The following is a 26,056-nucleotide window of genomic DNA, read 5'->3' on the forward strand; positions in this document are numbered from 1 at the left end:
AGCACCTTTAAATTAGGAAAAAAAATTTATTTGCAGGAGGTTGCTGCCCAATTTTCCCGGTTGGATTCAATTCGATATTTTATTTATGAGAAGATATCTATTGCTGGCAATTGCAGCTGTCGCTACTGTTGGGATCGGTGCTTGGTTACTTGTCTTCCTATGTCGGTTGGTATGGGTATGAAAAATGGCGTAATAGAGTAGCAACACACAGTATTGATGAATCTAAAAGTCGTGGTGTCTTTGAGAAGGTGTTGAATTTCCAGGTTGATAGTTTTGCTGGCTCATTAGGCGACTTCAAACCCTATATGGAAAGGGGGTTTCGGTATGGCTATCATTCGTCGGAAGAGACTGTACCGTTAATTGACAGCCAATATCCCTGGCAACTCGGTTTCAATATCATACCAAATGAAAAGTTCGGTGTATTTATCAGGAAAGATCAGCTGGTTAAGTTTGATAGCTCAAACAGTGTCTGGGGCTATCTAAAAAGCCCGCATCTAAAGGATACCATCATTCTGGTTATAAGAGGCGAGCAGGTACGGTCGGGTCAAATCAGGGTGTGGGAGTAGTTGGCAGGTAAGGCAAACCCAGTCGGCAGACTTATATTTGCCTTCAACAATCCCCTTTCAGGGTGGAAAAAAGGCATTCAACGATATTGGTAATAGCTGCAGCCATCAGCTGCATTGTTGCCTGCGGCGGCGATTTTGCAGTTACTTTCATCATCGGGGCGATGTTCAGAGGATATGACTTTCTCAACCAGGCGGAAAGCTACCTGGGCCGGGCCGGAAGCCCTGTAGCGGCATATATGAAAGCATGGGGAATAGCCTTTAGTATATTATTTTTAGTGTATGCCTGTGCTTTGCGGAAAACGATATTTTCAAAAAAAGGGCTTCTGGCAACATGCAGCCGTCTGGCTCATTGTCATTTACGGATTGGGAGAGGGAATAGGTTCCGGTTTGTTCCCCTACGATCACACCGCCAGCGGGCTCACACTGTCCGGCAAACTGCACAATGTATTTAGCGGCATCGGTGTTGCCGCCCTGGTGCTTTTGCCTTTATCGCTGTGGCGCGTGTTTCCAAAGCAGGAGTTCCCCGGGATGAATGCCTGTATTCATTTCGTGGGGTGGAGCGGATTGCTGCTGGTTTTTGTTTTTATGCTCTCCCGGCAAAACATCCTGCCTTTGAAGGGGCTGTGGCAGCGACTTTTTATCCTGGATTACTATATCCTGATGATCGTCATCGCCATGGATATGCTGGTCACCCATTTCAGGGCAGGACCAACGCCGGTTAAAAGACATTAAACGATAAAAGATTGAATGATATGCAAAAATTAGTTTTTTGTAATGTCCTGGCTGTTTTTGTATCGGCTTCCGCTTGTTACCTGAGTTCGTTTTTACTTGGTTATGGTTCGAATGAGACACATGTTATAGATCAGAAGCGATTGGTTTTAAAATTTGTATTTGTTCACCTTTTGATCGCTTTGGTGGTGGTTAGCCTAAAAAGAAAGGGGGATTTTAAATCGTTCTTCTTAACAGCAGTAATTGTTATTAGTCTTTATTCGTTTTTGTGGTGGTATTGGTTCACCTAATTCTATTTCTTCTAATTTGAATAAGATTCGAACGCAATAGTAATTAGGTGTTGGATTATAACGGTGAAGCGGTTAGTTGACTATTGAGTATTATGGTTACAATGCTAAACTTCGACCAAACGATTAAAGCCTAAAATAGTAACATGGAGTTCGAAGAACTTCTATTTTAACAAGTGAATAGGATTCACTTACTATTTGATTATATAGATCAGAAGTACCATCTGAATGACATTCCTTATAAAGTCGCAGGAAAGCATTTTCCCAGGGCTGGTGAAGAAATGATTTCAAACGTAAACGTTAGATATCGTTTTCATGGGAATGGGTGTTCGATATATTGGGGCGATGAAAATGAGATATTGTTTTCAGATGATACCACATCAATCCACCAAATTCTGGTAAGCCGTGGTGATGTTTTAGTATTTTGTCGTACCTATTTTAAGGGCAGGGGTCCTAACTCATTTTTTGATTGTATAGATAACTGGATGTTGGAAATGGAAAAAAAGGTGTGTTTGTAGCCCGGGAAGATTCCGAGTCTTGGCGATTTAATATTAGTTTGGTCTGGTATGAGACGGTAAAAATTGGACTTTAAACCGAAGTTGCATTTGTCATTCACTGGACAAATGTGGGTATGGAGAAGTCGTCGAGGATTTTATTGCCAGGGGTATGTCAGCATAATTTGTTGGTGGTGTGAACATTATATTTTTGATTTACGATTTCCGAAAGGAGAAAGTATAACTTTGGTCATTAGTATGAAAGTAGTAGTATTAGGAATTGTGTTTCTACTTGTTTTAGGCCTCATCTTTTTTGGTATTCCAAATATGGACAAAGGGATAGCATATGAGTATAAGCTTATTACAACTACTGCATTAGATGGTGAAATTGTCCAGTTGTCTGCAAAGTATCATAGAAAAAGTTTCAAGATTGCCGATGATAGTCATGATTATGTTTTGAGTTCGTCTGCAATACCAGAAAACGTTGATTTTACTTTTGAGCTGGCAAGAAAAGGGGATCGGATTTTTAAAAACCAGAATTCAGACACAATCCAATTAATTAAAGGCGACAGAAGTTTTTATTTCCGAATTAAGAAGTAAGATACCAACTGCAAATTTCCTGGAGGTGCTAATTTTATCGGTGAATGAGAAAATATTCAGTATTAGTTGTACTATCTTTTTGGGTTATTTATTTTCTGTTCTTCGCTACATCAGACAGTGAAGCAGCATGCAATTTTCTTCATGAATTTAAAAAAGTGAAATTTTCCGGTGTTGTTGAAGATAAATTTGTTGACTATTCACAACATTCATATCGCATTGTCCTAATCAGCGATAAGTTGTCCGGGATCGATTTTAGGTTAAGACTTGACTTTGATACCACTAATGCATTCGGGATTATAAATGTTGGCGACGAAATTCGTAAGGATTCTGGATCCAATATAATATTTAGATTAGTGAATGGTGACTATGCTCCGATGAGCCCGATAGACTTTGGTTGTATGGATCGGGATTGGAAGAAGTAACCAGTATTAGTTTTGAACATCGCCTATTATCTAAAATTGCCCCCGCCAGTATTGACGGGGGCGGTTTAATTTGATTGCAATTGAATCAAATCACTTGGTAATCAATATCAACTATGGCAGAATAACCTCCAACTTCCCTTCATTTCCAGGAATATCCTTTGCCGTAGCTGTGACCATACAGCCCGCAAGTCTCATCGCCTCTTTGCTTGTAGACGAGTCTTTGCCGACTTTTCCCCTGGCTCTCCGGATACAGTAGAGTTGCGTAACTCGGCAACCCATTGTGATGTTGCCGGTTTCCCGCCTCCTGCTCAAACCTTGCCTACGCCGGCTTTTTTTGCTATTATTGGGAAACCAGCCTTCTCCTGAATGCCCGCCATTGCCTTCTTTGACCTGGAAGTGGATCCCAAATCCCGCAAAGTCGTGGACTGCGGTTTTGTTACGGACAATGGCCTGCAATACCGCGGCGCATCGCCAGGTAAATTCTTCGACGGCCTCAATGCTTGCTCTTTCATCGCTGGTCACAATGTTTTCGCACACGACCTGCCGGTCTTACAACGAAGATTCCAGGATGTCGACTGGAATAAATGGAAGGTCATCGATACCCTGTTGCTATCGCCGCTGCTCTTTCCCTCCCGGCCGTACCACCGCCTCGTGAAAGATGATAAGATCGCTGACGACGCACCGAACAATCCGCTGGCAGATTCCATCAAAGCCAGGGACCTATTCTTAGAAGAAGTCGCCGCTTTCCGCCAGCTGCCGTCTGAACTAAAAGCCATTTTTTTCCGCCTGCTCTCCACTGATGTTAAGTATGCGGACTTCTTTCGCTACCTCGAATTCAGCGACGCTCAGCAATTACCCACCGTCCACCTCATCAAGAACTGCTTCGGACAGGAGATCTGCACCCAGGCACCCCTCGCCGAAATGGTCTGGAAACAACCCATAGAACTGGCTTATGCGCTGGCGCTTATCCGGGCACAGGACAAATACTCTATCCTCCCGAAATGGCTGACGCGCAGTTTTCCTGCCATTGAAACGGTCATCAAAATACTTAGAGGAACACCCTGCGGTCACTGCCCATACTGCGCCGCTTCCTTCGACGCCCACGAAGCCCTCAGGCGCTTCTTCGGTTACGATTCCTTCCGGAACTATGAAGGCAAAACATTGCAGCTGTCCGCCGTCAACGCCGCCATCAACAACCAATCGCTGCTGGCTATCTTTCCCACGGGAGGCGGAAAGTCCATCACCTTCCAGGTGCCTGCCCTCATCAGCGCAGAAGCTGAAAAAGGCCTTACTATCGTCATCTCGCCGCTGCAATCCCTCATGAAAGACCAGGTGGACAATCTCCTCTTGAAACAGATCACGGCTGCGGAAACCATCAATGGCCTGCTGAACCCCATCGAAAGGGCCAAAGCGCTCGAACGCGTGGAAGATGGCTCAGCCGGCATCCTGTATATCGCCCCGGAAATGCTGCGCTCCGCCACCATCGAACGCATTTTGCTCGGCCGCACTATCAGCCGCTTTGTAATCGATGAAGCCCACTGCTTCTCCTCCTGGGGACACGATTTTCGCGTTGATTACCTCTATATCGGGGAATTCATCAAAAACCTGCAACAAAAGAAACAGCTGCCGGCACCTATTCCCGTCTCCTGTTTCTCGGCTACCGCGAAACCCCAGGTGATCGACGATATCCGCCAGTATTTTAAAGACAGGCTGGGACTGGACCTGCAGTTGTTCCAGGCCAGTGTGCGCCGCCGCAACCTGCACTACAAGGTCATCGAAGTGGAATCCGAAGAAGCCAAGTACGATCGTTTGCGCAACCTGGTGGCTGCAAAAGATTGTCCCACGATCATCTATGTGTCCCGCACGAAAAAGGCCGAAGAACTGGCAGCGCGCCTTACGCAGGATGGCTTCGCGGCAATGCCTTTCCATGGCAAAATGGAAAGCCAGGAAAAGACCCGCAACCAGAATGCATTCCTGGGCGGCGATACCCGGATCATGGTGGCGACTTCCGCCTTCGGCATGGGCGTTGATAAAAAGGATGTGGGGCTTGTGATCCATTACGATATCGCGGATTCCCTCGAGAACTATGTGCAGGAAGCCGGCAGGGCAGGGCGTGACGAAAACATCGAGGCAGATTGTTTTGTGCTGTTCAATCCCGAGGATATCGACAAACATTTTATCCGCCTCAACCAGACGCGCATGACGCAGGTGGAGATCAACCAGATCTGGAAAGCAGTGAAGGACCTGACGAAGAAGAAAATGACGGTGTCGCATTCGGCGCTCGAGATCGCACGGAAAGCCGGATGGGACGAACAGGTGCGCGATATCGAAACGCGGGTAACCACGGCCATCGCTGCCCTGGAGAATGCCGATTACGTCAAACGCAAACAGAACCTGCCGCAGGTTTTTGCGACGAGTATAGAAGTGGGGAACGTAGACGAGGCCGTCCGCCGCATCAATGAGTCGGACAGGATCCCGGCTGCACAAAAGGAAAACGCTGTCCGCCTGGCGAAGTCGCTCGTTTCTTCCAGCCGGAAGATCACCAACGGAGAGATCAATGGCGCGCGTGTCGATTACCTGGCGGACCGGCTGGGCATCACCGTGTATGAAGCCATCGACCTGGTCAATCTGCTGCGGGAAGAAAGGGTGGTTGCTGATGCCCGTGAGATCGAACTGGGCATTGATAAAGAAGAACTCGCGCGGGCCAGCAAACTGCTGCACGCCCATATCCAGGTGGAACGGCTGCTCCTGCGCAACCTGTCTTTGCAGTCCAGAAGCTACAACATCAAAGAGCTGATCGCTGCCATGGCAGCGGCGGCGCAAAAGGACGTTCCGATGCAGCAGTTGCTGACCATCCTCAACTATTGGGTGGTGCGGAAATGGTGCAAACGGCACCTACTTGAGCATTCGCGTAACCACCTGCAACTGCACCTTAGCCTGGATCAGGATACCATGGAACAGCAAATCGAACGGCGATCGGAGATCTGCAGGTTTATCGTGGAAAAAGCGGTCACTGCATCCACCGTTTCCATCATTGAATTGCGCGATGGCTTTAATAGCCAGCATTCGCTGTACCAGTGGAAGGCAACGCTCCCCGATATCGAAGATGCCCTGCTGTATCTGAGCCGCATTGGCGCTGCGCGGATCGAGGGTGGTTTTATGGTGACGTACAACAAGATCCAGCTGGAGCGCCTGAAGGAGAATGCCAAGCTGCAATACAAAGCAGAAGACTATGCGCCGCTTGCGCGCTATTACGAACAGAAAGTGCAGCAGATCCATATAGTAGGAGAGTACGCGCGGAAGATGGCGCAGGAAGACAACGCTGCAGCGATCGATTTTACGGAAGATTATTTCAGCATTCCGGTAGATCAGTTTGTGCGGAAATATTTTCCGGAAGAAAAGGCGAAAGCGCTCAAGCGCAATGTCAGCAATGAGAAATTCGAGCGCATCTTCGGGGCGCTGGACAAACAGCAGCGTGCGATCATTGATGCCGGTCACCAGCACATCGTGGTGGCAGCCGGGCCGGGCAGTGGGAAAACGCGGGTGCTGGTGCACAAGATGGCATCCCTGGTAATGATGGAAGACATCAAGCAGGAGCAGTTGCTGATGCTGACCTTTTCCCGGTCCGCCGCGATGGAGTTCAAAAAGCGCCTGCTGGAACTGATCGGTAATGCTGCACATTATATCGATATCAAGACCTTCCATTCTTTTTGCTTTGATCTCCTTGGCAAACAGGGTAACCTGGAAAAGTCGAAGGAGATCATTCAGCTGGCGCTGGAGAAGATCCGGAGCGGGGAGATCGAACCGGGACGGATCACCAAACAGGTGCTGGTGATTGATGAAGCGCAGGACGTGGACGATGAGGAGTTTGCGCTGATCCGGCTGTTGCTGGACCACAATGAGAACATGCGGACCCTGGTTGTAGGGGATGATGATCAGAACATCTTTGCCTTTCGCGGTGCGAACAATCATTTCATGCGGGCGATGTGTGATGAGCCGGTCGCCCGGATCTTCAACCTGCTCACCAATTACCGGTCCGCCGCAAACCTCGTGGATTTCAGCAACCAGTGGATCAGCAAGTTATCCGGCCGACTGAAGCTGGACGCCATACAGCCACACAGCAACACCCCCGGCGAAATAGACATATTACAATACGCGGCGAAAGACATCGCCTCCGGCGCAGCGGCGCGGCTGCCGGCTGCATTGGGCGACGGCACCACGGCCATCCTTACCCGCACCAATGAGGAGGCTTACCTGGTGCAGGCGGTGCTGAAACAGCGCGGCATTCCCTGCCGGCTGATTCAGGGCAATGAAGGCTTCTCTTTGTATAACCTGGCGGAGTTGCGGTCGTTTTCAAATTTCATCTGCGACTATGCAGAAGGGCCAACCATTTCTTCAGAGGCCTGGGAGAATGGATTGATCATGATCCGCGACAACTACAAAGCCAGCACTCTGCTCGATACCTGTAACCGCCTGATCCATGCGTTCCGTGCCGGCAATCCGCCTACCCTCTATAAATCGGACTGGAAGTCCTACCTCAGTGAAGTGAGCCTCGCCGATTTTGTTGACAGGGGAGAGCAGGCTGTTCACCTGAGCACGATGCACAAGGCCAAGGGCCGCGAGTACGATAACGTGTACTTGTTGCTCGACGACCTCGATCCCAATACCGACGAGAGCAAGCGGCTCTTATATGTTGCCATGACCCGCGCGAAGCGGCGGTTGTCCGTCCATTACAACGGCACTTATTTCAATCATATGCCTGTTGCCGACCGCTCCGATCGCTTTATCCCCGACGCCCTTGAATCACCCTCAGTTATCCAGCTGCAATTAACTCACAAAGACGTGCATTTGGGCTATTTCGAATACGTGGAGCACCGCACCCGGCAGATCGTATCTGGCCAGCAGTTGACCATTTTGCCCGATGGCGCGTTGGCGTATAGAGGTGAAGCCGTGTTGAAATTCTCATCCGCATTTAAATCCACGTTGGAGGGGTGGTACCAGAAGGGGTATCAACTCGCCGCCGCAGAAGTTACATTTGTTCTTCACTGGACCAATGTGGATACGGGAAAATCAACGAGAATAATTTTGCCGCTGGTGCAGCTCAAAAAAAGGTAAGAATTTGATAGGGGTGAAAATGTCGCGCTGAATGGCATCAATGGCTGCTTTTCAACTAGAAACGACGAAGTCTTGGAGAAAGTGAAACGTGGACCTGATTTGAAATAAAAAACGCTGATTAACTGGCTCAGCGTTTGAAACCTTTTTAAGTTCGAGACCAAAGGTAAAGAACAAAGCAAATTTAACAAAGGGAGTCATATTTGACTAGAAATAATAATGCAATAGTTTTTCATAAGGTAATTAAAACCAAAAAGCAATTGCAGTGGCGGGAGGTTATGAAAAGGTAGTAGGAAGTTAAGGGCAGCAGATTATTTAACAAATTGAGTATGTCAACCTATATAGAGCTTGAAGTAAAAGGAACTTCTGAGGTAGTTTCTACAATAAAAAAGGAATTTGAGGATTCCCAGAGAGAATTTGAGTCATCTTGGTCAGTACTTTTTGATATTGATGAAATGGGATTCAATAAAGCATTTGATAGTGCTTTTAATATTCTTAGATCAATGAATGAAAAGAACATTCTACCACATAACGATGATGGGCGTGTTGCTATATGGTTTATGTATGAATACGAAGGGCAATGTAACATAGAGTTTCCCCTTTCTCTTATAAAGGAGATGGCAGAGTTGAACATTACACTTAATATAAGTTGCTGGGAAAAATGAGGATAGTTGCCTGGAGTAACTGAACTTTAGCAATTTTGGTTCCTTATGGCTAGTTTTAGAAGAGGTTGTTATTAAGACGTTGATCTCTTAGAAGTACAGATTTATTGTTATGTAGAGTTTTATTTGGCTCGACTAACAAGACAATTTACCCCAGCTAGGAATAGCTGGGGTATCAAATACTATGAAGGGTTACAAAGTTACCTCTAACGTTTCTACATTTTCCGGAATATCCTTCGCCGTAGCCACAATAAACCAGGACGAATTGTCCGGCAATAGCGGGTAGATACCCAGGACTTCTTTACCCGCGAGATGATTCAATAACCGCTGATCGCTGAGCGGGGCATAAGATTTTTCTTTAAAATCCTTCAACTTGCTACCTTTTGCCTGGTGTAGTCTAAACTGTTCCCAGTCCAGGTCATAGGCAGGCATATAACCGCTCTTGCCATCACGTTTCCAGCGGATAGCAAAGACATCCTCGCGGCCTTTGAACAACGATTTGAATATCTCCAGTTTTCCTGCAGCCATTGACTCAAGATAAACTGAAAATTAATCGGCTACTTTAACGGTCAATTTAATGCTGCCAATTCCGTTCGCCCCGTGAATACCAGGTCCTGCATCTCCCGACCGATATCACACCAGGCACAGTTGGAATCAGCTGCCATTTTCCGGCTATACGCCGCCGGCATACAGGATTGGTGTCCCTGGCCGCCGAACGCTACGCGTTGCTGGCTTTCCCCTGTTTCCACAGACGTTGGCGGGATGCTTTTTTCCGACGCAACAGGTTTCTCCGTTTCCGGAGCCTTGTCGATTGTTACCGAAAGCGTCCCTTCATTGTTAGGAATGTCCATCGCATAGGCGGTCACTTTCGTGCCCGCCAGGTTTGGGTTGGCTGCCTTTGCGGTGTAGGTCCACACCAGGCCGCTGGGTTGCACCACGGCATCGCCGCGTTCTACCAGGACCCCGCCGGCTGACCAGATGTCCACCTGCACGTAGGCAACATGGAAGTCGTCGTGGGCGCGGATCTCGATGGTGTCACCGGGCTTGCCGCTGTATTGGCTCACGTTGATGTCCGTTACCTCCGGGGCCGTCAGGTAGTCCTGCAGGGCACGGCTGCAAACGTTCTGGCGGGGTGCCCGTTTCCGGTAATACAGTTCTTTCATATCGGTATCCTGGTTCATCCTGACGCCGTAGACCATGCCCTGTTTAAACTTGTTGTTCTGCACCGCCATGGCGCGGGTGGGCCTGGTTTTCCGCTTCCCGGGTGCTTTCTGAACGATCATTTTTCCTTCCCAGTTGCGGAACACGAGCTCATGTCCGATCATTCCGCTGAGCATACTGGCAAGAAGTCCTGTAGCTGTTGCCATAGGATATTGATTTTAATATTTAATACCTGCAATAGCGCAGGTCCGGGGATAGCAACAAACAGGATACCGGATTCGCCGGAATTTCAGCGAAACTTAACGGGCTTCTCTAAAAAATCTCATGGGCTTCGGGAAAAAATCTCATGAAAGCCGTTTTTACCGGAATGATACTGGAATGAAACTTCAATGGAATTGCAATCCCACGGGAATACCTGTCCGGGATCCACGAACGAATCGGCCAGGAATCCCGGTAGCATTAAGGTTGAATCGAGGTTGAACAGAGGGTGAATTGGGGGTGAAAAGGCCGGTAGCGGGGTAGAAGGAGCCTGGGGTACGCTTCCGGCGGTCCGGGCAAGGGAATGGAAAAAGGGAAAAAAATTGCTATTTTAAACCATTCATAAACCTTAAACTATTGAAAATGACCACCAATAGGCTCGTCTATTTCTGGCTGGAAAGAGAACTTCACGGCGTGGACCCTGCCCATATTATCGTGCTTGAGGCAGATAAAGCCTATACGATAGTGCATTTGATTAACGACACTTGTTTTCAGGCCAATGGCAACCTTAATGCCGTCCTGAATAACCTCCCCCAGGACCTCTTTATCCGGGTACACCGGTCCTTCGCGGTTGCACTTCCCTACATCCTGAAGGTCAACAAGAAGAATGTGACCATGGGCCAGAAGGACATCCCCGTCGGCGCGCAATATTATGAAGGCCTGGTGAAGAGTCTCGCAATAGTCGTTTGATGACCGACGGTCGTAACTACCAAGGTGCCGCGCGCGGCGAATCAATTAAAAATGCAACCAGATAAATATGTTCCAGGGAATCAGTAAAACGGTCAGGCTTGTAAGACTGTATTGTATTCCACTGGTTACAATCTTCACCTTTGTTTGTTGAAAAAGTAGTTCGGTTGCGAATCAGGGAAGCCATCTGGAAGATTCTATGTCAGCGTTTAAATGTACATGCGGGGATAGCATTATTGAGTCTTCGTTAAAACAGGTGCCTGTAATTAAGGAGGGTAAAATTGTACAGAAATTTTATTTTGACCATTACGGGAAGGTGTATGACAATGCGCAATTAATCAGAGGCTTTTATGACTATCTGTTTATGAATAAGGATACCATTTTTGTCATTGGCGGTTACAACGATACATTGAATTCCGGTTTTATTAAACAGAAACAAATTTTATGTGTGTTGAACAATAATAAAGTAAATTACCCATTAGCTGAGAAGACGAATTTTTTTAGTTCACTTACATTCTTAGAACGATATTTCTATCGAGCCATAAATAGCTATGTATATAGTTATTTATTTGAGGGGAGAAATCCTGATCTGCCTCATTTTTCAAAAATCGATTTTTCTGAATCCGGCCAGGTGGAATACTATGAATTTAATTCTGGGTATAATAATAATTTGTGGCAATGCAGGAAAGTTGCTACCAAATGAACTTTGAGTATTAGCTTCAGTATCGTTGACTTGATGGACGACATTAATGTGGAGCAATGTTACGGCGGTATTCGCCGGGATTTACTTATTATTATTGGCTTCAACGCCTTCCCAGAAATGATAGACGCCTGCTTGGGAGCAACTGAGCGGGAGGATTATCTTGCGGTCTATGGACGAAAAACAATTTTGGAATTGGTTTATCGCAAATAAGGACAGCTATTCTGGGCTCGACAACCTAATCGAGGAAAGGAGGGAAGAATTGCTCGAAGATTTGTTGGTTGCGCTGCACCGGTATAACGATCACCTGTATTTCCAGATCGGTTCTGGAGAAGATATGTTCGGGAACGAGTTGGGTATAACAGCTGAAGGAGAAGCGAGCCAGTTTGAAAATGTGGCAAGACTGGTTAGTGCGGCACCGAAAATTGAGGACTTGCGCGTTGTTGCTTTTAAGCAGCCCATGGGATTAGATTTCCAGACTGACGTTGAAGGATTGTCATTGCAGCCTGCCAAATTTTGGTTTCTGCCCCCGGAGAATGCAGGTCATCCCAATGTGTTAGGTTTAAGAAACAATAACTGCGCGCGAAATGGGAAAGTTATTTTCTCAGTTTTCTCAAGCCAACCGCCAATTTATCCGATTCTTCCCACAGGTAGTGTGGCATTGAGCTCGGGAATTGCCTAAAATGCCTAAGGGGTTACCCATTACTCTATATATTTCTTTTTAATTTTCTTAGTTAAGGTCAAAACTTTGATCCCCGCCAGTATGATAGCTAACCAAATCGGCAAATGAATCGAGTTTATTGCTAGTGACCCTAAGTTTTTTGAGGTATTCTGCATACTCTACCATGCCATATACAATATTTGTTGATTTGATGAAGTACCCCTTCCTGTAAAAGCTATCAAGAACGGGAAAGTGAGGGTGTTTGTATTTTTCATGCAATCCTGCGGATACTACAGCAACAGGTTTTTCACTAACTGTGATAAAGTCCCAGAAATCTGGTAAATGATTTTTTAAAGAACCGTGATGAGGAAGTTGACAAATAGCCATTGAATTCCTATGCAAGAAGGTATGTGAGTTTTGAGATATAAGCCTCTCTAGCACCGGAATTTCGCAATCAGATGTCAGTATGTGGTACTTTTGTAAAACTGTAAGTACAAAAACTGTAGATAGGTAATTAGCTGCTCTAGTCGCCGCAGATTTATTCGCAATTGGTTCCATGTCGACTAGGTCCATGTATCTTCTAGCTTCCTCAGGACCTGGTGATAGGCATTTGATGTGTACATTATCTAAAATGTCAAGATGCCATCCTTCAGTAATAAAACCTATTTTTTTTATTATCCCTTTCTTTTTCAATCGATCTACTGTATCGATGAGATCCTGCAGGCCTTTTAGCGCCTCTGTGTCAATTTCAACCGCGCCGAGATATTTATAATAGTCGTTAGCTAGGAAATGAAGTGTATGTGCGAATTGTCGGATAATAATTCCTTTAGTTTCGGCATAGTCGAGCACTTCTGTCATTCCTGAATAATGGTCACTATGTGGATGACTAAGTATCATACATTCAATTTCTTGATGACAGATACTTTTAATGTGGTTTAATACAGGATTTTGCTTGTCTTTCTTATTGCAGTCAATAATAATTATTTTATTAATTGCTTTTTCTGACCATTCAAGCAAAATGGAATCACCTTGACCTACATCCTTAAAAGTAATTTTCATAGATTAATCTTCAATAAAAAAGGTGTTTCCTTCAAGGCCTTTGAAAAAATCTAGACGTTTAAATGCAGCACTCATATCACTTTGTTCTTCGAAAATATTAATCAAACGAGATCCGGATTTTGTATAAATGCAAATTCTTACAAAAGTCCCAACTTCTTTTTTTTCAACTTTTCCAAATAGCTCATTATCAAATCTGCGCACTTGATACGCTGGGTTATCTACATCAAGTAGGCAATTAACCAATAGGCCATCTTCCTCAATTTCCAGAACTTCTCCATAGATAATTTCCTCGTTAATTTTTTCGGATGAGATAGTGTTAATTAGACGATTAATATCTTTATTGAAATTGTGAGTATGTAAATTAAAATTTGTCTTTTGCCAAGCTTCTACATGTGTTGGTTTCAAATCCAGTCTATTGAGCATTTCTAGCAGCTCTGTTGTATGGTGTGTATCTTTTGACCATATTACTAGTGTGTATTCAGAGTTTTTTGGTATAATGGTTTTCACCCATTGCGCGGATATTTCAGCATCAAAATCACGTTTATAATAGAGATCAAGAAATAGAATTTTTACAGTGTCATAGGGTTGTGGTGGGAATTTTGTTTCTTCTGGTTTTGCATTAAAAAATATTGTGCTTGCATCCAGTCGATTAATTTCGATTTTTATTGGTGTTATTTCACTCTCAATGTCGTCTACAAAAGCTACTTGTGGGCCAATAACAGAAGTCATTGATTATTGATTTTTGTTAAATATTAGTTCAACGATTGCTCCTGAATAGGAGGAATCTATTTCTGCATTACTATTGTTCATATAAATTTTAAGCTTACCATATTTCATCATTATGGTATCTATCAAGTACATGCCGATTCCGATACCGCCCTCTTTTCTGGAAAAGAATGGTCTGAGAATTTCATTTACAGAATCCTTAAATCCTGGGCCGTTATCAGCAACTAATATGTTCGTTGAGTTTCCTGTCTTGGTAACCTTTATTAGGATCACTTTGGGATCTTTATATACAGTGTCAAGCCAATAGATACTATTGTCAACAAGATTCATTAACATAGTTACTAGATATCGTTTATCGCAGTTTATTGTAGTTACATTATTTGCAACTTCTACAACGATTTTAATATTTCTAATTTCAAGTTTCAGATGGTAGTTTCCGATTGCCTGATTAATTGTTTCAAGCACATCAACCGGTTTCGTGCCAGCTTGCTTAAGTACCGATAGGATACCGGATACGTAGTCGTCAAGTTCATCAACTTGATTGCGAATGATGTTTTCGTTAACTGGACTTTTTTCCACGGTTTCTTCCATTCGGGGTACCAATTTTTCTATCTCATGCAAGGCGACCGAGGCAGTCATCCCAACACCCGCTGGAAGTAAAAGGGTTTCCTGAGCTTTTTCATATTCGTCTCCCATGGAAGAAGCTTGTTCAAGTAGTTTTTGTCTTTTTTCCTCATCTTCAATTTCCGCCTCGTTTATCATTTTGACAAAGTCGGTAACCCGGTCACCAAATGAAATATTTTCTTCTTTTTTATTAAACTGCATCCATTGTTGACGATCCTTTTGTCGTTCAACTTTGAATAGTCCTAATATAAATTCAAGTGCGATTTTTAGAAGATCAAAACTTTCACTATTAACAAATCCCTCCCTATTTGTTTTCTCAATTAATGAAACAGAAGTTTCCGAGTCAAGGAACACAAAGCCAATGTTTTGATTATTTGAGAACCATTCCTTGTTGTTGACTCTTTTAAGATCTAATCCGAGCCAGTCATTTCCAGCTTCACCATAGTCATAGACGCGTAAGTCGTCTTTAAACACCTTAATGCCATGTTGTTCTCGCAATGTCCTTTTTAGTATATCTGGTGAATAAGTGATATCTTTCAATGAAATGCTATCAAGATCGTAAGAATATAATTCCAACATAACAGCTCCGAATGGTAATGGTTTCGCTGTTACTTTTTCAAGAATATATTCAATTGTAACAATGTCATACCCTTTATCTTCAAAATACTTTCTAAACAACGGTCGAATATCTCCAGCGATATTGGTATCATATTTAGCATCATTTCTTATCGTTCGCGATCCAATTGTGCTATTATTTGACAATCTAAACTCGTAGTCGAATATCAGATTGTAGCTACTATCAATATGAGCAGTTAGTTTATAAGGTGCTTGTTTTAACAACTCGCTTATATCAGGAAATCTGTCGAGCCAATTATTGTTGAAATTAAGTTCGATTTCAAATTTATTTTCGTTTACTTTCCGTGGAGAAATCATTGAAATTGTGTTCCTTTTCAGATTCCTTGCCATTCCCCTATTCCAAACTTCTTTTAGATCAGAGATTTTAATAAAAGTTCCTGAATCATTTTTAAAGTAGAAGCTTTCTGGATCGGTGTTTCTTTTGTATTCAATTTTAACATCAGATAGGTACTTTGCTTGTGTAAAGCTTTTCCAATCTATTTCAAGAATTATTTCGTAATCATGTAGTGTTTTTTTAATGAATGTTCCGTCCGAATCAGTTTCGATAATAGATGGTCTGCTGATTAATAGTATTCTGCTTCCCAGTTTATGAACTGCAAAGCGTCCAACCCCTTTTTCGCCCATTGGAATCCTCTTGAATATTGGGCTACGAATTGGAATTCTCTTACCAGTTTGATCGATTTGTTTTCGGAATGCTGTTCCTGGTTCCAGCCATACATTTTGGAGAACATCCTCAGTGATTCCTGTTCCATTATCTCTAATTATAATATTGGCATTTTCAATTTCTGTTATTGAATTGAAGTATACTTCTACTTGGGTAGCATCTGCATCGTAGCCATTTTTGACCAGTTCGTAAATGGCCATAACAGGGTCTTTAATCAGCTCATCTCCGAGAAGTGTAAGTATATGTGCCTTTGGCTTGAAGCTTACTTCGTTTTGCCTTATTGATTTTGAGTTCTGACTTAAATCGAGATTGATGTACGGACTATTTTCAACATAATTGTCCTCAATAGACATTTCGGAATTCAAATTGATTAAGGATCCCATATTATCTTTAGCAATGCCAAATTCTTTTAAAAAAAGGTCAATGGAGACTTCTTCTTGCAATCTAAATCCTGAATAACTGTCCTGATCTATTTTGACAATAACAATAAGTTCATTCTCAGTAAAATTGATTCCAATTCTTGTAATTCGATATTCATTGCGGGTTCCTGAGCCGTAATATTTAAAACATGCATTGGAAACTGTTCCATCAAACCAATTGATTTCAACAAAACGTTCCATGTTTTGTCCTTTTTTGCCCGGCTGGTCAAAAAGTAGTGGAAAGGATTTTTTTGGTATATAGATACCAAGCTGATGCCCGCCAGTTGTGCCGGCGTCATTGGCACTAACAAATTTGAAAAAGCTGATTTTATTAGCTTTTACTGAATTAATTACGCTGGATAGTTCATCAGGCATAAGTAGTTGGTAAAAAGGTGCTTTATATACATTATACTTAAATGGGCTTATAATTGATTCTTTATTTGCCAATCGGATTGGGAGCTTCTTTTGCGTGTTACATTGGATGGAAGTTTAGGCATACAATTTAGTTGGAAACTTACCAATTATTTTGTTCTCGATAAAGCGTATAAGTCACGCCTTAATATACAATAATTCAATTAGAAAAGTTATGATTGCAATTGGAGAATTTGATTTCTCTTAAGAATGTCGGTTGGAATTTCGAGAATTGGGGCAAATATTCGCAACATTGTTCATGAAGAAGTCACAGTTTAATAAGATGCAGATAATATTTGTGATCGAGCAGTCTGAGCATTCGGTAGGGTATTGGTGAATTAATAGACAGGGGTGAAAGCGAAGCCACGTGTTACAAGTATAGCGGCCGGGTGTTTTGGAACTGCGACAAAGGAAGGAAGAGAATATGAAATCTAACAGAAGGTACCCAACCTTCGACAGGCAGGTTAGTCAGGATGTTATAAAAAGGAATCTGAATGTACGCCAGTAAAGGAGGTTGGCCGAGTTATCCTGGTCCGGGACGACAAGGCACTTCGGGTAGGGCTGTGAGAGATTGCTGATGCTCAGATTCGGTACAGCATGAAGTATATTTTTTCGTTGTTGCGACGGGAATATAGAAAGACGACCACAAACGCGTATCTATGATGCGATTAAGGCCCCGCTGGGGCGTGTCTTCACCTAGAATGATGATTTTTGTAGCGAAAGATTGCACCTAAGCAGTAAAAGAGAATTTATCACACCAGATGAAGAAAAATAAGTCCAATAAGCCCTGAAAGTTTAATTTGTTCTAATTCGATGTATGGGAGTGCTCATCAGCTCCGAAACTCGAAAATATGCCATCCAAATTATAGGAGGTCCATTGTCTACTGCATTCGAATGAAGTCGCAAGCAGCGGAACTTATTAGTTAGTTTATGAAATAGGAGCAATTATTCTGGTCACATCTACTAGCCGGATGTCAAATACCTAATGTCTTAAGTTGTCGAATCTTTAAAAAGTTCAAAAATTGACTCAGAGTAATTAGTGTTTGTTGCTGGGATTGAGTGTAGGTTGACAATAAGGGTTCTGGCAAGATTAATTGTATTTTCTGGGCTATCATTTCGTCGGTTTGATTTTTACTAATGGATGGTTCTAGGGTGATCAAATGTTTTAAAGAAACTCGATCTGCTTCCATGAGAATCTGTCTCCATCGATCTTTCGCTGTCGTCTTTACTCCAAGCATAGTGAGCATGTCTGCAGGAAAAGTCAGGTTTTGATATTCGGATAGCCCCGGGAACAGAAAATCAGGTTTGTTACTTCTTTCTGTTGTTGCTCCCTTGGCAAAATAGATATTATTGACTTCAAATATTTTTGCCAGGTTATTTTCGAAAGCGTGGCCCGCTCTTGACTTTCTACGGTTCTGTACACTTAGAGAAAAAGAGATGAATTCTTCAACTTCGCTGCTAACAAGGCCAAATCCATTCTTTAATTTTGCAGATACGATTTTAGCTTCCAATGCTTTAAAAAGGAGTTCCTCACGTTCTAACCAAGCCAAAAGTGTTTTATCTGGTTCTTCAATGGCTGATACGCCAATTACAGTTGACCTGGAAAATTCTGAAAACACTTTTGTTGTCGGGAATGTGTTTCCGAATCGGTTGAACAATTCATCAAAATAACTGGTATCCTTCTCAACAAGTTCTATCCCTAATTCTGACAATATATATTTTCCGGCAAATCCCAGTTCGCGATCTTCATATTCAAAGTCCCTGGTAATGAATTTGTCGCCGACTTCATCCAGACCAAATAACCAAAGTAGTTGTTTTTCCGATGTCGAACCTTCGGGAGCAACGATTATCATTAAGGAGTCTGCTTTGGTTCTGGCAATTATCAGCAGATCATCCTGACTGGCAGCTTCAATGACAATATTTGAGGTGTAGTATAGTCTAAACTCACTTCTGGTTGGGTGTTTTGCTCGCGCATCGTACCAGGTAAGTGTCCCATCAATCTTGTCTACTTTATCCTGATCATCACTTAAAAAAATAAACGTGCCTTTAAAACGGATCTTATCTGAGCCAAAAAATTCCTTAAATGCATTTATTCCATTGAATTCATGCTGATTGGAATTGTCTGGTTTCACTTCAACACGACTCAATCTTTTTGCACCTATTCCGGAAAAATAGGAAGATATTTTTTCAGCTACCGGCACGTATTTTCTTTTGATTCAGAACTTTTGCTATTTCAGTTCCAATAGCTTGAACCAATGGCACAACGACCGAGTTCCCAAATTGTTTGTATGCCTGATTCATAGAAACTTTGTCTGTTACAAAACCCTTTGGATACCCTTGTAATAACGCGCATTCCTCAATAGTCAGGCGACGAGGATTCTTATTTTTTTGAGGTATCAGAATCTCTGAACCATCTTTGTAATAGCGGGCGCTCAATGTCCTTGATATTCCATTTAGATCTACAAGCCCATATCCGAATCCATTTCCCTTTTCTTTATGCTTTTTTGAGTAGTCCTGCAGGTATTTCCATAATAGATCAGAAAGGGTATATTTTTCTAACGGATCCTTTTGTAAAATGTCTTTGATCTTAATAGCGGGCTCAGGTAGAGTGGGAAAGGAAAAGGTTTCCTTTCCATAAAAAATCTTTTTGTCGAAGCCAACCATGAAAGTTCTCTCCCTGTGTTGTGGCACGAAATGTTTCCCATTAAGAACTTTAGAGTAAAATGTATAGCCAAGCCCCTCCAGTGTTTCTTTTATAACTTTAAATGTATTCCCCCTATCATGCGATACAAGGTTTTTTACATTTTCCAGAAAAAAGGCTTTGGGTCGGTGTTGCTCAATTATATCTGCGATGTGAAAGAACAAATTACCTTGTCTTTCGTCTTCGAATCCGTGCTTCCGGCCCAGGCTGTTTTTCTTGGATACTCCAGCTATTGAAAAAGGCTGACAAGGGAAACCTCCGCATAAAACATCAAATTTCTCAGGAATCCAGCTTTTTGTCTCTTCCTTAGTTATATCGCCAAATGGAATTTCTCCAAAATTGGCAGCATATGTTCTTTGAGCCATTTTATCCCACTCCGAAGAGAAAACGCATTTCCCCCCATTGTTTTGCATTGCAATTCTGAATCCACCAATGCCTGCGAACAAATCAATAAAAGTAAACTTTGGTTTTTCAGGATCCGGAAATTGAATGTTATCAAACTTAAAAAGCAACTGCATTGCCTCTTCAGCAACTGAACTGGTTACATCTTCATCGGGAAGATAACTTTCCAATATTTCAGTTGCAAATTGAATAGCCTGGTTCCTTAGCTTTCTGTCTTCTGATATTATGTAGTGGCTGATCAGTGCAGCCTTGTAGTTATCCGGACCATAAAGGGCAGCTTTGATAATTTTACCAGCAATCTCATAGACCTTTGCACTTGATAAGACCAGCCCTCCAGTTAATTTTGAACTAACCTGTGGACTATTGATTTTAGAGTCTCTTGCAGCTTTTCGGTTTTTAACTGACACTCCCAAATTTTTATTACTTTCCATCCCAACTGGTTTAATGATTTTTCGACATATGCGTCACGCGAAATGTTATTATTTATCTTGTCCAACCACCAATCTGACCGGGTTTTAGGAACTACAAAATATTTGCAATTAATGTGTCCATGCCAAAAGCAGCCATTTATCATGATAACTGTTTTATACTTCGGCAGTACGATATCTGGCTTACCGGGCAGCTTCTTTGAATGCAACCTGAATCGATAACCTTGTCCAAATAGAAACTTCCTGACTATAACTTCCGGTTTAGTGTTTGCTCCCTTTATCCTACTCATATTGTAGCTTCTCTTTTCTGATGAGTGGACGTCGGCCATTGAAATAAGCTAAATTAATTAGTACAATTGAATAAATCTAAAATTCCTGGGAAAATCCGTTAAATGCTGCGATGAATAAACTATCGTCAATGATAAAAAGATTTTGTCTCCAGGCATTATCTGCAAATCTAAACTTCAGTCCCGGACAAACAGCAAGGCAAATAGAAGTGTTGAAATCGTGTGCTTGATTTTCGGTTGATTTGAATAAACAAAAAAGGATCACCATTGCTGGTGATCCTTTTCTTGCGGATCTTATCCGCTGAAGCAATTCTTCTTGCGAAAGCGGACCGGACGGGACTCGAACCCGCGACCTCCGCCGTGACAGGGCGGCATTCTAACCGACTGAACTACCGATCCTTTTTCTGAGCTTAGTGGCCTGATTTCCAGACCCCTTGTTCAAAATTGGATGGCAAAGATAAGGGCATTAAACCCTTCAAACAAAATCTTTTCTCAAATTTTTTTCAACCCTTAATTTTACACCGTTCAACCAAAACAGTCTACCCAATAGACTCAACGTTTACTAAGACCTATTGACCAATGCCTGAAAACAAGAACAGACAATTCCTGGAATTCGAAAGACCCATCAAAGAACTGTTCGACGAAATAGAGAAATTCAAAACCTCCGCCGAGAAGAACACCAAACTCGACGTCAGCCAGGTCATCGCTGACCTCGAACAACAGGTGATCGAAAAACGTAAGGACATCACCTCGCACCTCACTTCCTGGCAAAAGGTTCAGCTCAGCCGGCACCCGGACCGCCCCTATACGATGAAGTATATCCAGAAGATGACCCACAACTTCATCGAACTCCACGGCGACCGCAACGTACGCGACGATAAAGCCATGGTCGGCGGTTTCGCGTCGCTGGATGGGGAGACTGTCATGTTCATCGGCCAGCAAAAAGGCATCAACACCAAAATGCGCCAGCTCCGCAACTTCGGCATGGCCAACCCGGAAGGGTATAGGAAGGCGCTGCGCCTCATGCGCCTGGCAGAGAAATTCAACAAGCCGATCGTCACCCTGATCGATACGCCCGGCGCCTACCCCGGCATGGAAGCCGAAGAACGCGGCCAGGGCGAAGCGATCGCCCGCAATATCTACGAAATGATGCGCCTCAAAGTGCCCGTGATCTGCGTGATCATCGGCGAAGGGGCCTCCGGCGGCGCGCTCGGTATCGGGGTAGGAGACAGGGTACTCATGCTGGAAAACGCCTGGTACACGGTGATCTCCCCCGAAAACTGCTCCTCCATCCTCTGGCGCTCGTGGGACCAGAAAGAAAAGGCTGCCGAAGAACTGAAACTCACTTCCGACTATATGAGCTCCTTCGGTCTCGTCGACAAAGTGGTGCCCGAACCATTCGGCGGCGCCCACTGGAACTACGACGAAGCTGCCAGCAACCTTAAACAGGTGATCAAGGAAACTCTCGCCGAAATAAAACAGGTCCCCGCAGAAGAGCGGGTTAGGCAACGTATTTCCAAGTTCAGCAAAATGGGCTTCTGGGATGAGTTGCCTGCTTAGGCCTTCGAAGCTTTTCCACTCCAAAACCTGATTTTTGTCAGGACCACCTGTGGAAAAGCAAAGGAGGCCAGTCCCTCATCATACACCTATGATGAGACCTGGTGATCTGTTTAATAATTTCAAATTCAAAATTCTTTAGATACATGTCGCTCCGACAAACGCTCCGTGGTACTGGTGTTGCCCTCGTCACTCCCTTTAACGCCAGTGGTAAAATTGACTTCTTCGCTCTCGAGACCCTCATCAATTACGTGATCAAGAACGGCGTGGAATACGTCGTCTCCCTCGGCACCACCGGCGAAACGCCGACGCTGAGCAAGGAAGAAAAGATCGATATCCTGCAATTCACCTACGAAAAGGTGGACGGCCGCGTGCCGGTGGTGGCCGGTGTGGGGGGCAACAATACCCAGGAACTGATCCACGACCTGCACCATTACCCGCTGGAAAAAGCTACGGCTATCCTCAGCGCGAGTCCCTATTACAACAAACCCTCCCAGGAAGGGATCTTCCTGCACTATAAGGCCCTCGCGGAAGCGTCGCCGAAGCCCATCATCCTGTACAATGTGCCGGGCCGCACGGGCCGGAACATGGAAGCGGCCACCACGCTGCGCCTCGCCCACGAAGTGCCCAATATCGGGGGCATCAAGGAAGCAGCCAACAACATGGTGCAGTGCATGCAGATCCTGAAGGATCGCCCGGAGCATTTTTTAGTGGTAAGCGGCGACGACGATCTCGTGATGCCCCAGATGAGCTGCGGCATGGACGGCGTCATCAGCGTGGCGGCCAACTGCCTGCCCCGCAAATTCACCGATATGGTGCGCGCCGGGCTGGCCTTCGATTTTGGCAAGGCGAAAGAAATTAACGACACCCTCCTGGAAGCGTATTACCTGCTGTTTGCCGAGAACAACCCGTCCGGCGTGAAGGCGTTTTTAAGCGAACTGGGACTCATAGAAAATAACCTGCGGCTGCCGATGGTCCCGCTCAGTGAAAGTCTGCGCGAAAAAGTTGTCGCATACCTGCGCAACTAAGTCGCGGTCTATATCGCTTTTGAATGGAAAGTAGTACTTTGGCTTACTACTTTCCATTTCATGTTTAAGCGCTTACCGACTCTCCTGACCCTCTGTTCTCTCCTGGCCACGATGGCCCTGCTCGCCCTGCCCGGCCCGGTGTTTTCCCAGGGCAGTCAACGCATACCCGCGCGCATCAACCGCTGTGCCGCTGATACCCGTTTAAAAGCCCATTTCGCGAAGGATGAGAATTTTCGCCGTCGGTTTTTGTCCGGGCGCGAAGCGTTCCGGAATAAGGTGGAAAAGGTAGTCCGCGAACGGGCCTCCCGCGCCGCGGCGGACCGTCCTTCTGCTGACCGCCTGAGTGGCGCCGCGATCTATTCGATCCCGGTCGTCTTTCATATCGTGCTTCAGAATCCTGCCAGTGTAAGCGACGCGACCATCATGGCGCAGCTGGATACCCTGAACAAATGTTTTGCCGGCGAGAACGATCAGCGCAATGTGCTGGCCGGTTTCAAAAGCCGCCTCGCCAGTACGAATTTCTCTTTCTGTTTAGCGCAACGCGGTCCCGATGGATTGCCTGCCACGGGCATCGTGCGGAAGACCACCAATATTGCGCAATACGAAAGTGGCACCAACGACATGAAGGATCCGTCTAAAGGCGGCAGCGCGGCCTGGGATACGGATCAATACCTGAATATCTGGATTACCAACCTGAGCAACGGGATCCTGGGCTTTTCCAGTTTCCCCGATGACGGCGACCCCGACAACCAGGGGGTGGTGGTGGATCCTGACGCGATGCCCGGATCCACCAACCCCCAATACAACGAGGGCAAGACACTGGTACACGAATGCGGACATTTTTTCAACCTGATCCATATCTGGGGCGATGAGGACGGCTGCTCCGGTTCCGACGATGTGGCCGATACCCCGAACCAGGGCGCGGCCACCTATGGCTTCCGCGTGGGTGTGGTGACCGACGGCTGTACCACTACGGCGCCGGGCATCATGTACCAGAATTTCCTGGATTATACGGATGACGTGGACCTGCTCGGCTTTACGTCGGGTCAGGTCGCGCGGATGGAACTGGCACTGACCCAGTACCGGCTCTCGCTGACCCAGTCCCAGGGCTGCGCGCCCGTAAACCTGGTGCCGCTGGATGGCGAACTGTACAGCTTTGTCGGTTACAGCAAGCGGATCTGTACGCCTTCGATCGCGCTGCAGGTGCAGCTGCGGAATCGTGGTACCCAAACGATCACCGCCGCCGTGATCCGCTACAAAACGGAAGAGGAGGAATGGACAACGGCTGATTTCACCGGTTCCATTCCCAGTCTCGGTTCCGTGGTGGTGAGCCTGCCGGCTATACCTGCTTTGCAGGGGATCCACCCGGTGTATGTGGAACTCGTGTCCGTGAACGGCGTCACCGACGACGGCGATCCGGCTAATAACTTTTTGACGTCCACCGTGCAGTACTACCCGGCCCTGACCACCGGCTTTACGGAAAGCTTTGAGGACCTGCTGTTCCCGCCGGTCGCCTGGGATACCCTGAACCCCGATGGCCGCGTGGGCTGGGAGCGGTTCGTCGGCGCGGGCAAAACAGGATTTGCGAGTGTGCGCATGCACAACTTTGAATATGATCGTCCCGGTGCGGTGGACTGGCTCCGCCCGCCACAACTCGATTTATCTTCCGGCATCGATTCCGCCTTTTTAAGCTTCCAGGTGGCGGCCGCCACGTATACGGATCCGGTCGTTTCCGGCAACAACTGGGATACGCTGGAAGTGGTCGTTTCAACGGATTGCGGCGCTACCTATACGTCGCTCTACAAGAAATGGGGCGCGACCCTCGTGACCGTTGCCGGCGGGCGGCAGGCTGATTTTGTGCCGGCTCCCGGTGAGTGGCGGAAGGATTCGGTGGACCTCACGCCGTATGCGGGCAAGGGGCAGATCCTGGTCGCCTTTAAGCATACAGCCGGATTCGAGAACAATGTGTACCTCGATGATATCCAGTTGCGCGAGGTGCGGGTATTCCCGAACCTGAAGGCGAAGGGGATGCTGGTGTATCCCAATCCCACGCATGGGCTCACGCAGGTGCAGTTCTATCCGCAGCCGACCGGCCTGAAAGCTTTGTTGCTGTTTAATGCCCAGGGGGCGCTGGTTTCGCGCATATCAGTTGCTTCCGGTACGGCGAGCAATACCTATTCGTTTGATCTCTCGCGGTTTTCGGCGGGCGTTTATTTGCTGAAGGCGGTGTTTGACGATAGGGTGGAGGTGCGCAAGGTCGTGAAGCAGTAGGCTTCGCCTGCTGACTTTGTCTGCCGAAGCGAAGCGGAGGCAGAAGCATTAGCGAAGGCAGGCAAAGCGCGCGGAGCATCGCAGGTGCGATGTTTTCACGCAATGCTGTATTGGGGCTTGGTTGCACGGATTCACGCAAGGGCGCAGGCGCCCCGCAAAGGAGCAAAGGCGCAAATGGTAAGTTTCATTGCTTACAGCCTACCCTAATACAAACTGTTTGTGTTAAAGTGACTGTTTCAATAACGCTTCGGCAGATAAAGTCGGCAGTCAAAGACGGCAAGTGACCTGGCGATGAAAAAATAATCAAGTCATTTAAAGAATTCGATGTGTTGTTTAGGTGTTGTAATGATAAAAAATATACCACCCCAACTATCCAACTACTTTTTTGCGCCTCCTTTGCGGGGCGCGCTTCATCTACCGTAGCTTCAGCGTAGGTAGCTCGCGCACTTGCGTGAAAAACAGCGAGAAAACAGCGTGAAAACTGGCGTGCATCGCCTGCCTACG

General features: G+C 45.4%; 21 protein-coding genes and 1 tRNA gene. 13 read left to right on the forward strand and 9 right to left on the reverse strand.

Features of this window, described 5'->3' with window-relative positions; all coding sequences use genetic code 11:
* The first annotated feature begins 110 nt into the window (after positions 1-110).
* The 7 genes from FPE01S_RS16110 to FPE01S_RS16140 all read left to right on the forward strand — a co-directional run bounded on the left by FPE01S_RS16110 (position 111) and on the right by FPE01S_RS16140 (position 8,875).
* Positions 111-566, forward strand: coding sequence for a hypothetical protein (locus tag FPE01S_RS16110; protein WP_046370092.1), 456 nt, complete (start codon positions 111-113; stop codon positions 564-566).
* A 279-nt stretch (positions 567-845) separates the two neighbouring features.
* Positions 846-1,298: a DUF998 domain-containing protein gene (locus FPE01S_RS16115; protein WP_046370093.1), complete on the forward strand. Its 453-nt coding sequence runs from the start codon at positions 846-848 to the stop codon at positions 1,296-1,298.
* Positions 1,299-1,758: 460 nt separating this feature from the next.
* Positions 1,759-2,100, forward strand: a complete 342-nt coding sequence (locus FPE01S_RS26475) for a DUF6896 domain-containing protein (protein WP_046370094.1) — start codon at positions 1,759-1,761, stop codon at positions 2,098-2,100.
* A gap of 234 nt (positions 2,101-2,334) precedes the next feature.
* Positions 2,335-2,676, forward strand: a complete 342-nt coding sequence (locus tag FPE01S_RS16125; RefSeq protein WP_046370095.1) for a hypothetical protein — start codon at positions 2,335-2,337, stop codon at positions 2,674-2,676.
* 44 nt (positions 2,677-2,720) lie between these two features.
* The gene (locus FPE01S_RS16130; RefSeq protein ID WP_046370096.1) at positions 2,721-3,098 is read left to right on the forward strand and encodes a hypothetical protein; all 378 of its coding nucleotides are present in this window, start codon (positions 2,721-2,723) and stop codon (positions 3,096-3,098) included.
* A 366-nt stretch (positions 3,099-3,464) separates the two neighbouring features.
* Positions 3,465-8,213, forward strand: a complete 4,749-nt coding sequence (locus tag FPE01S_RS16135) for a RecQ family ATP-dependent DNA helicase (RefSeq protein ID WP_046370097.1) — start codon at positions 3,465-3,467, stop codon at positions 8,211-8,213.
* Positions 8,214-8,539: 326 nt separating this feature from the next.
* Entirely contained in the window at positions 8,540-8,875 is a 336-nt protein-coding gene (locus tag FPE01S_RS16140) for a hypothetical protein (RefSeq protein WP_046370098.1), read from the forward strand.
* 189 nt (positions 8,876-9,064) lie between these two features.
* Here FPE01S_RS16140 and FPE01S_RS16145 read toward each other — a convergent pair whose 3' ends face one another.
* Together FPE01S_RS16145 and FPE01S_RS16150 are read right to left on the reverse strand one after the other, a co-directional pair.
* Entirely contained in the window at positions 9,065-9,400 is a 336-nt protein-coding gene (locus FPE01S_RS16145) for a TOTE conflict system archaeo-eukaryotic primase domain-containing protein (RefSeq protein ID WP_046370099.1), read from the reverse strand.
* 41 nt (positions 9,401-9,441) lie between these two features.
* On the reverse strand, positions 9,442-10,239 hold the full coding sequence (locus FPE01S_RS16150) for a hypothetical protein (protein ID WP_052955900.1): 798 nt from the start codon (positions 10,237-10,239) through the stop codon (positions 9,442-9,444).
* Positions 10,240-10,654: 415 nt separating this feature from the next.
* Between FPE01S_RS16150 and FPE01S_RS16155 the strand changes: the two genes are divergently transcribed.
* From FPE01S_RS16155 to FPE01S_RS16165, 3 genes are all read left to right on the forward strand, one after another.
* Positions 10,655-10,981 carry a LytTR family DNA-binding domain-containing protein gene (locus FPE01S_RS16155; protein WP_046370100.1) on the forward strand — a complete coding sequence of 109 codons (327 nt, stop codon included), beginning with the start codon at positions 10,655-10,657 and terminating at the stop codon, positions 10,979-10,981.
* 196 nt (positions 10,982-11,177) lie between these two features.
* A complete protein-coding gene (locus FPE01S_RS16160) occupies positions 11,178-11,681 on the forward strand; it encodes a hypothetical protein (protein WP_046370101.1) in 504 nt (167 codons plus the stop codon).
* A 169-nt stretch (positions 11,682-11,850) separates the two neighbouring features.
* Positions 11,851-12,360: a hypothetical protein gene (locus tag FPE01S_RS16165; RefSeq protein WP_046370102.1), complete on the forward strand. Its 510-nt coding sequence runs from the start codon at positions 11,851-11,853 to the stop codon at positions 12,358-12,360.
* Between the two features lie 48 nt (positions 12,361-12,408).
* Here FPE01S_RS16165 and FPE01S_RS16170 read toward each other — a convergent pair whose 3' ends face one another.
* The 7 genes from FPE01S_RS16170 to FPE01S_RS16200 form a co-directional block, all read right to left on the reverse strand.
* Complete coding sequence (locus FPE01S_RS16170; protein WP_046370103.1) at positions 12,409-13,398, reverse strand: ComEC/Rec2 family competence protein; 990 nt, start codon at positions 13,396-13,398, stop codon at positions 12,409-12,411.
* A gap of 3 nt (positions 13,399-13,401) precedes the next feature.
* Positions 13,402-14,127, reverse strand: a complete 726-nt coding sequence (locus FPE01S_RS16175) for a hypothetical protein (protein ID WP_046370104.1) — start codon at positions 14,125-14,127, stop codon at positions 13,402-13,404.
* Between the two features lie 3 nt (positions 14,128-14,130).
* Positions 14,131-16,842: an EcoRII N-terminal effector-binding domain-containing protein gene (locus FPE01S_RS16180; RefSeq protein ID WP_046370105.1), complete on the reverse strand. Its 2,712-nt coding sequence runs from the start codon at positions 16,840-16,842 to the stop codon at positions 14,131-14,133.
* Between the two features lie 1,010 nt (positions 16,843-17,852).
* Positions 17,853-19,079 carry a type II restriction endonuclease gene (locus FPE01S_RS16185; RefSeq protein WP_046370106.1) on the reverse strand — a complete coding sequence of 409 codons (1,227 nt, stop codon included), beginning with the start codon at positions 19,077-19,079 and terminating at the stop codon, positions 17,853-17,855.
* Complete coding sequence (dcm, locus tag FPE01S_RS16190) at positions 19,066-20,412, reverse strand: DNA (cytosine-5-)-methyltransferase (RefSeq protein WP_083990302.1); 1,347 nt, start codon at positions 20,410-20,412, stop codon at positions 19,066-19,068. The genes FPE01S_RS16185 and dcm overlap by 14 nt, the downstream gene beginning before the upstream one ends.
* Complete coding sequence (locus tag FPE01S_RS25525) at positions 20,319-20,738, reverse strand: very short patch repair endonuclease (protein WP_072054008.1); 420 nt, start codon at positions 20,736-20,738, stop codon at positions 20,319-20,321. The genes dcm and FPE01S_RS25525 overlap by 94 nt, the downstream gene beginning before the upstream one ends.
* Before the next feature lie 283 nt (positions 20,739-21,021).
* A tRNA-Asp gene (locus FPE01S_RS16200) sits at positions 21,022-21,095 on the reverse strand.
* A gap of 180 nt (positions 21,096-21,275) precedes the next feature.
* Between FPE01S_RS16200 and FPE01S_RS16205 the strand changes: the two genes are divergently transcribed.
* From FPE01S_RS16205 to FPE01S_RS16215, 3 genes are all read left to right on the forward strand, one after another.
* Positions 21,276-22,256: an acetyl-CoA carboxylase carboxyltransferase subunit alpha gene (locus FPE01S_RS16205; RefSeq protein ID WP_046370108.1), complete on the forward strand. Its 981-nt coding sequence runs from the start codon at positions 21,276-21,278 to the stop codon at positions 22,254-22,256.
* Positions 22,257-22,399: 143 nt separating this feature from the next.
* Complete coding sequence (gene dapA, locus FPE01S_RS16210; protein WP_046370109.1) at positions 22,400-23,281, forward strand: 4-hydroxy-tetrahydrodipicolinate synthase; 882 nt, start codon at positions 22,400-22,402, stop codon at positions 23,279-23,281.
* 60 nt (positions 23,282-23,341) lie between these two features.
* A complete protein-coding gene (locus tag FPE01S_RS16215; protein ID WP_052955902.1) occupies positions 23,342-25,552 on the forward strand; it encodes a M43 family zinc metalloprotease in 2,211 nt (736 codons plus the stop codon).
* Positions 25,553-26,056 lie beyond the last annotated feature (504 nt).

It is taken from the genome of Flavihumibacter petaseus NBRC 106054, from assembly GCF_000974785.1.
GTDB classification, from domain to species: Bacteria; Bacteroidota; Bacteroidia; order Chitinophagales; family Chitinophagaceae; genus Flavihumibacter; species Flavihumibacter petaseus.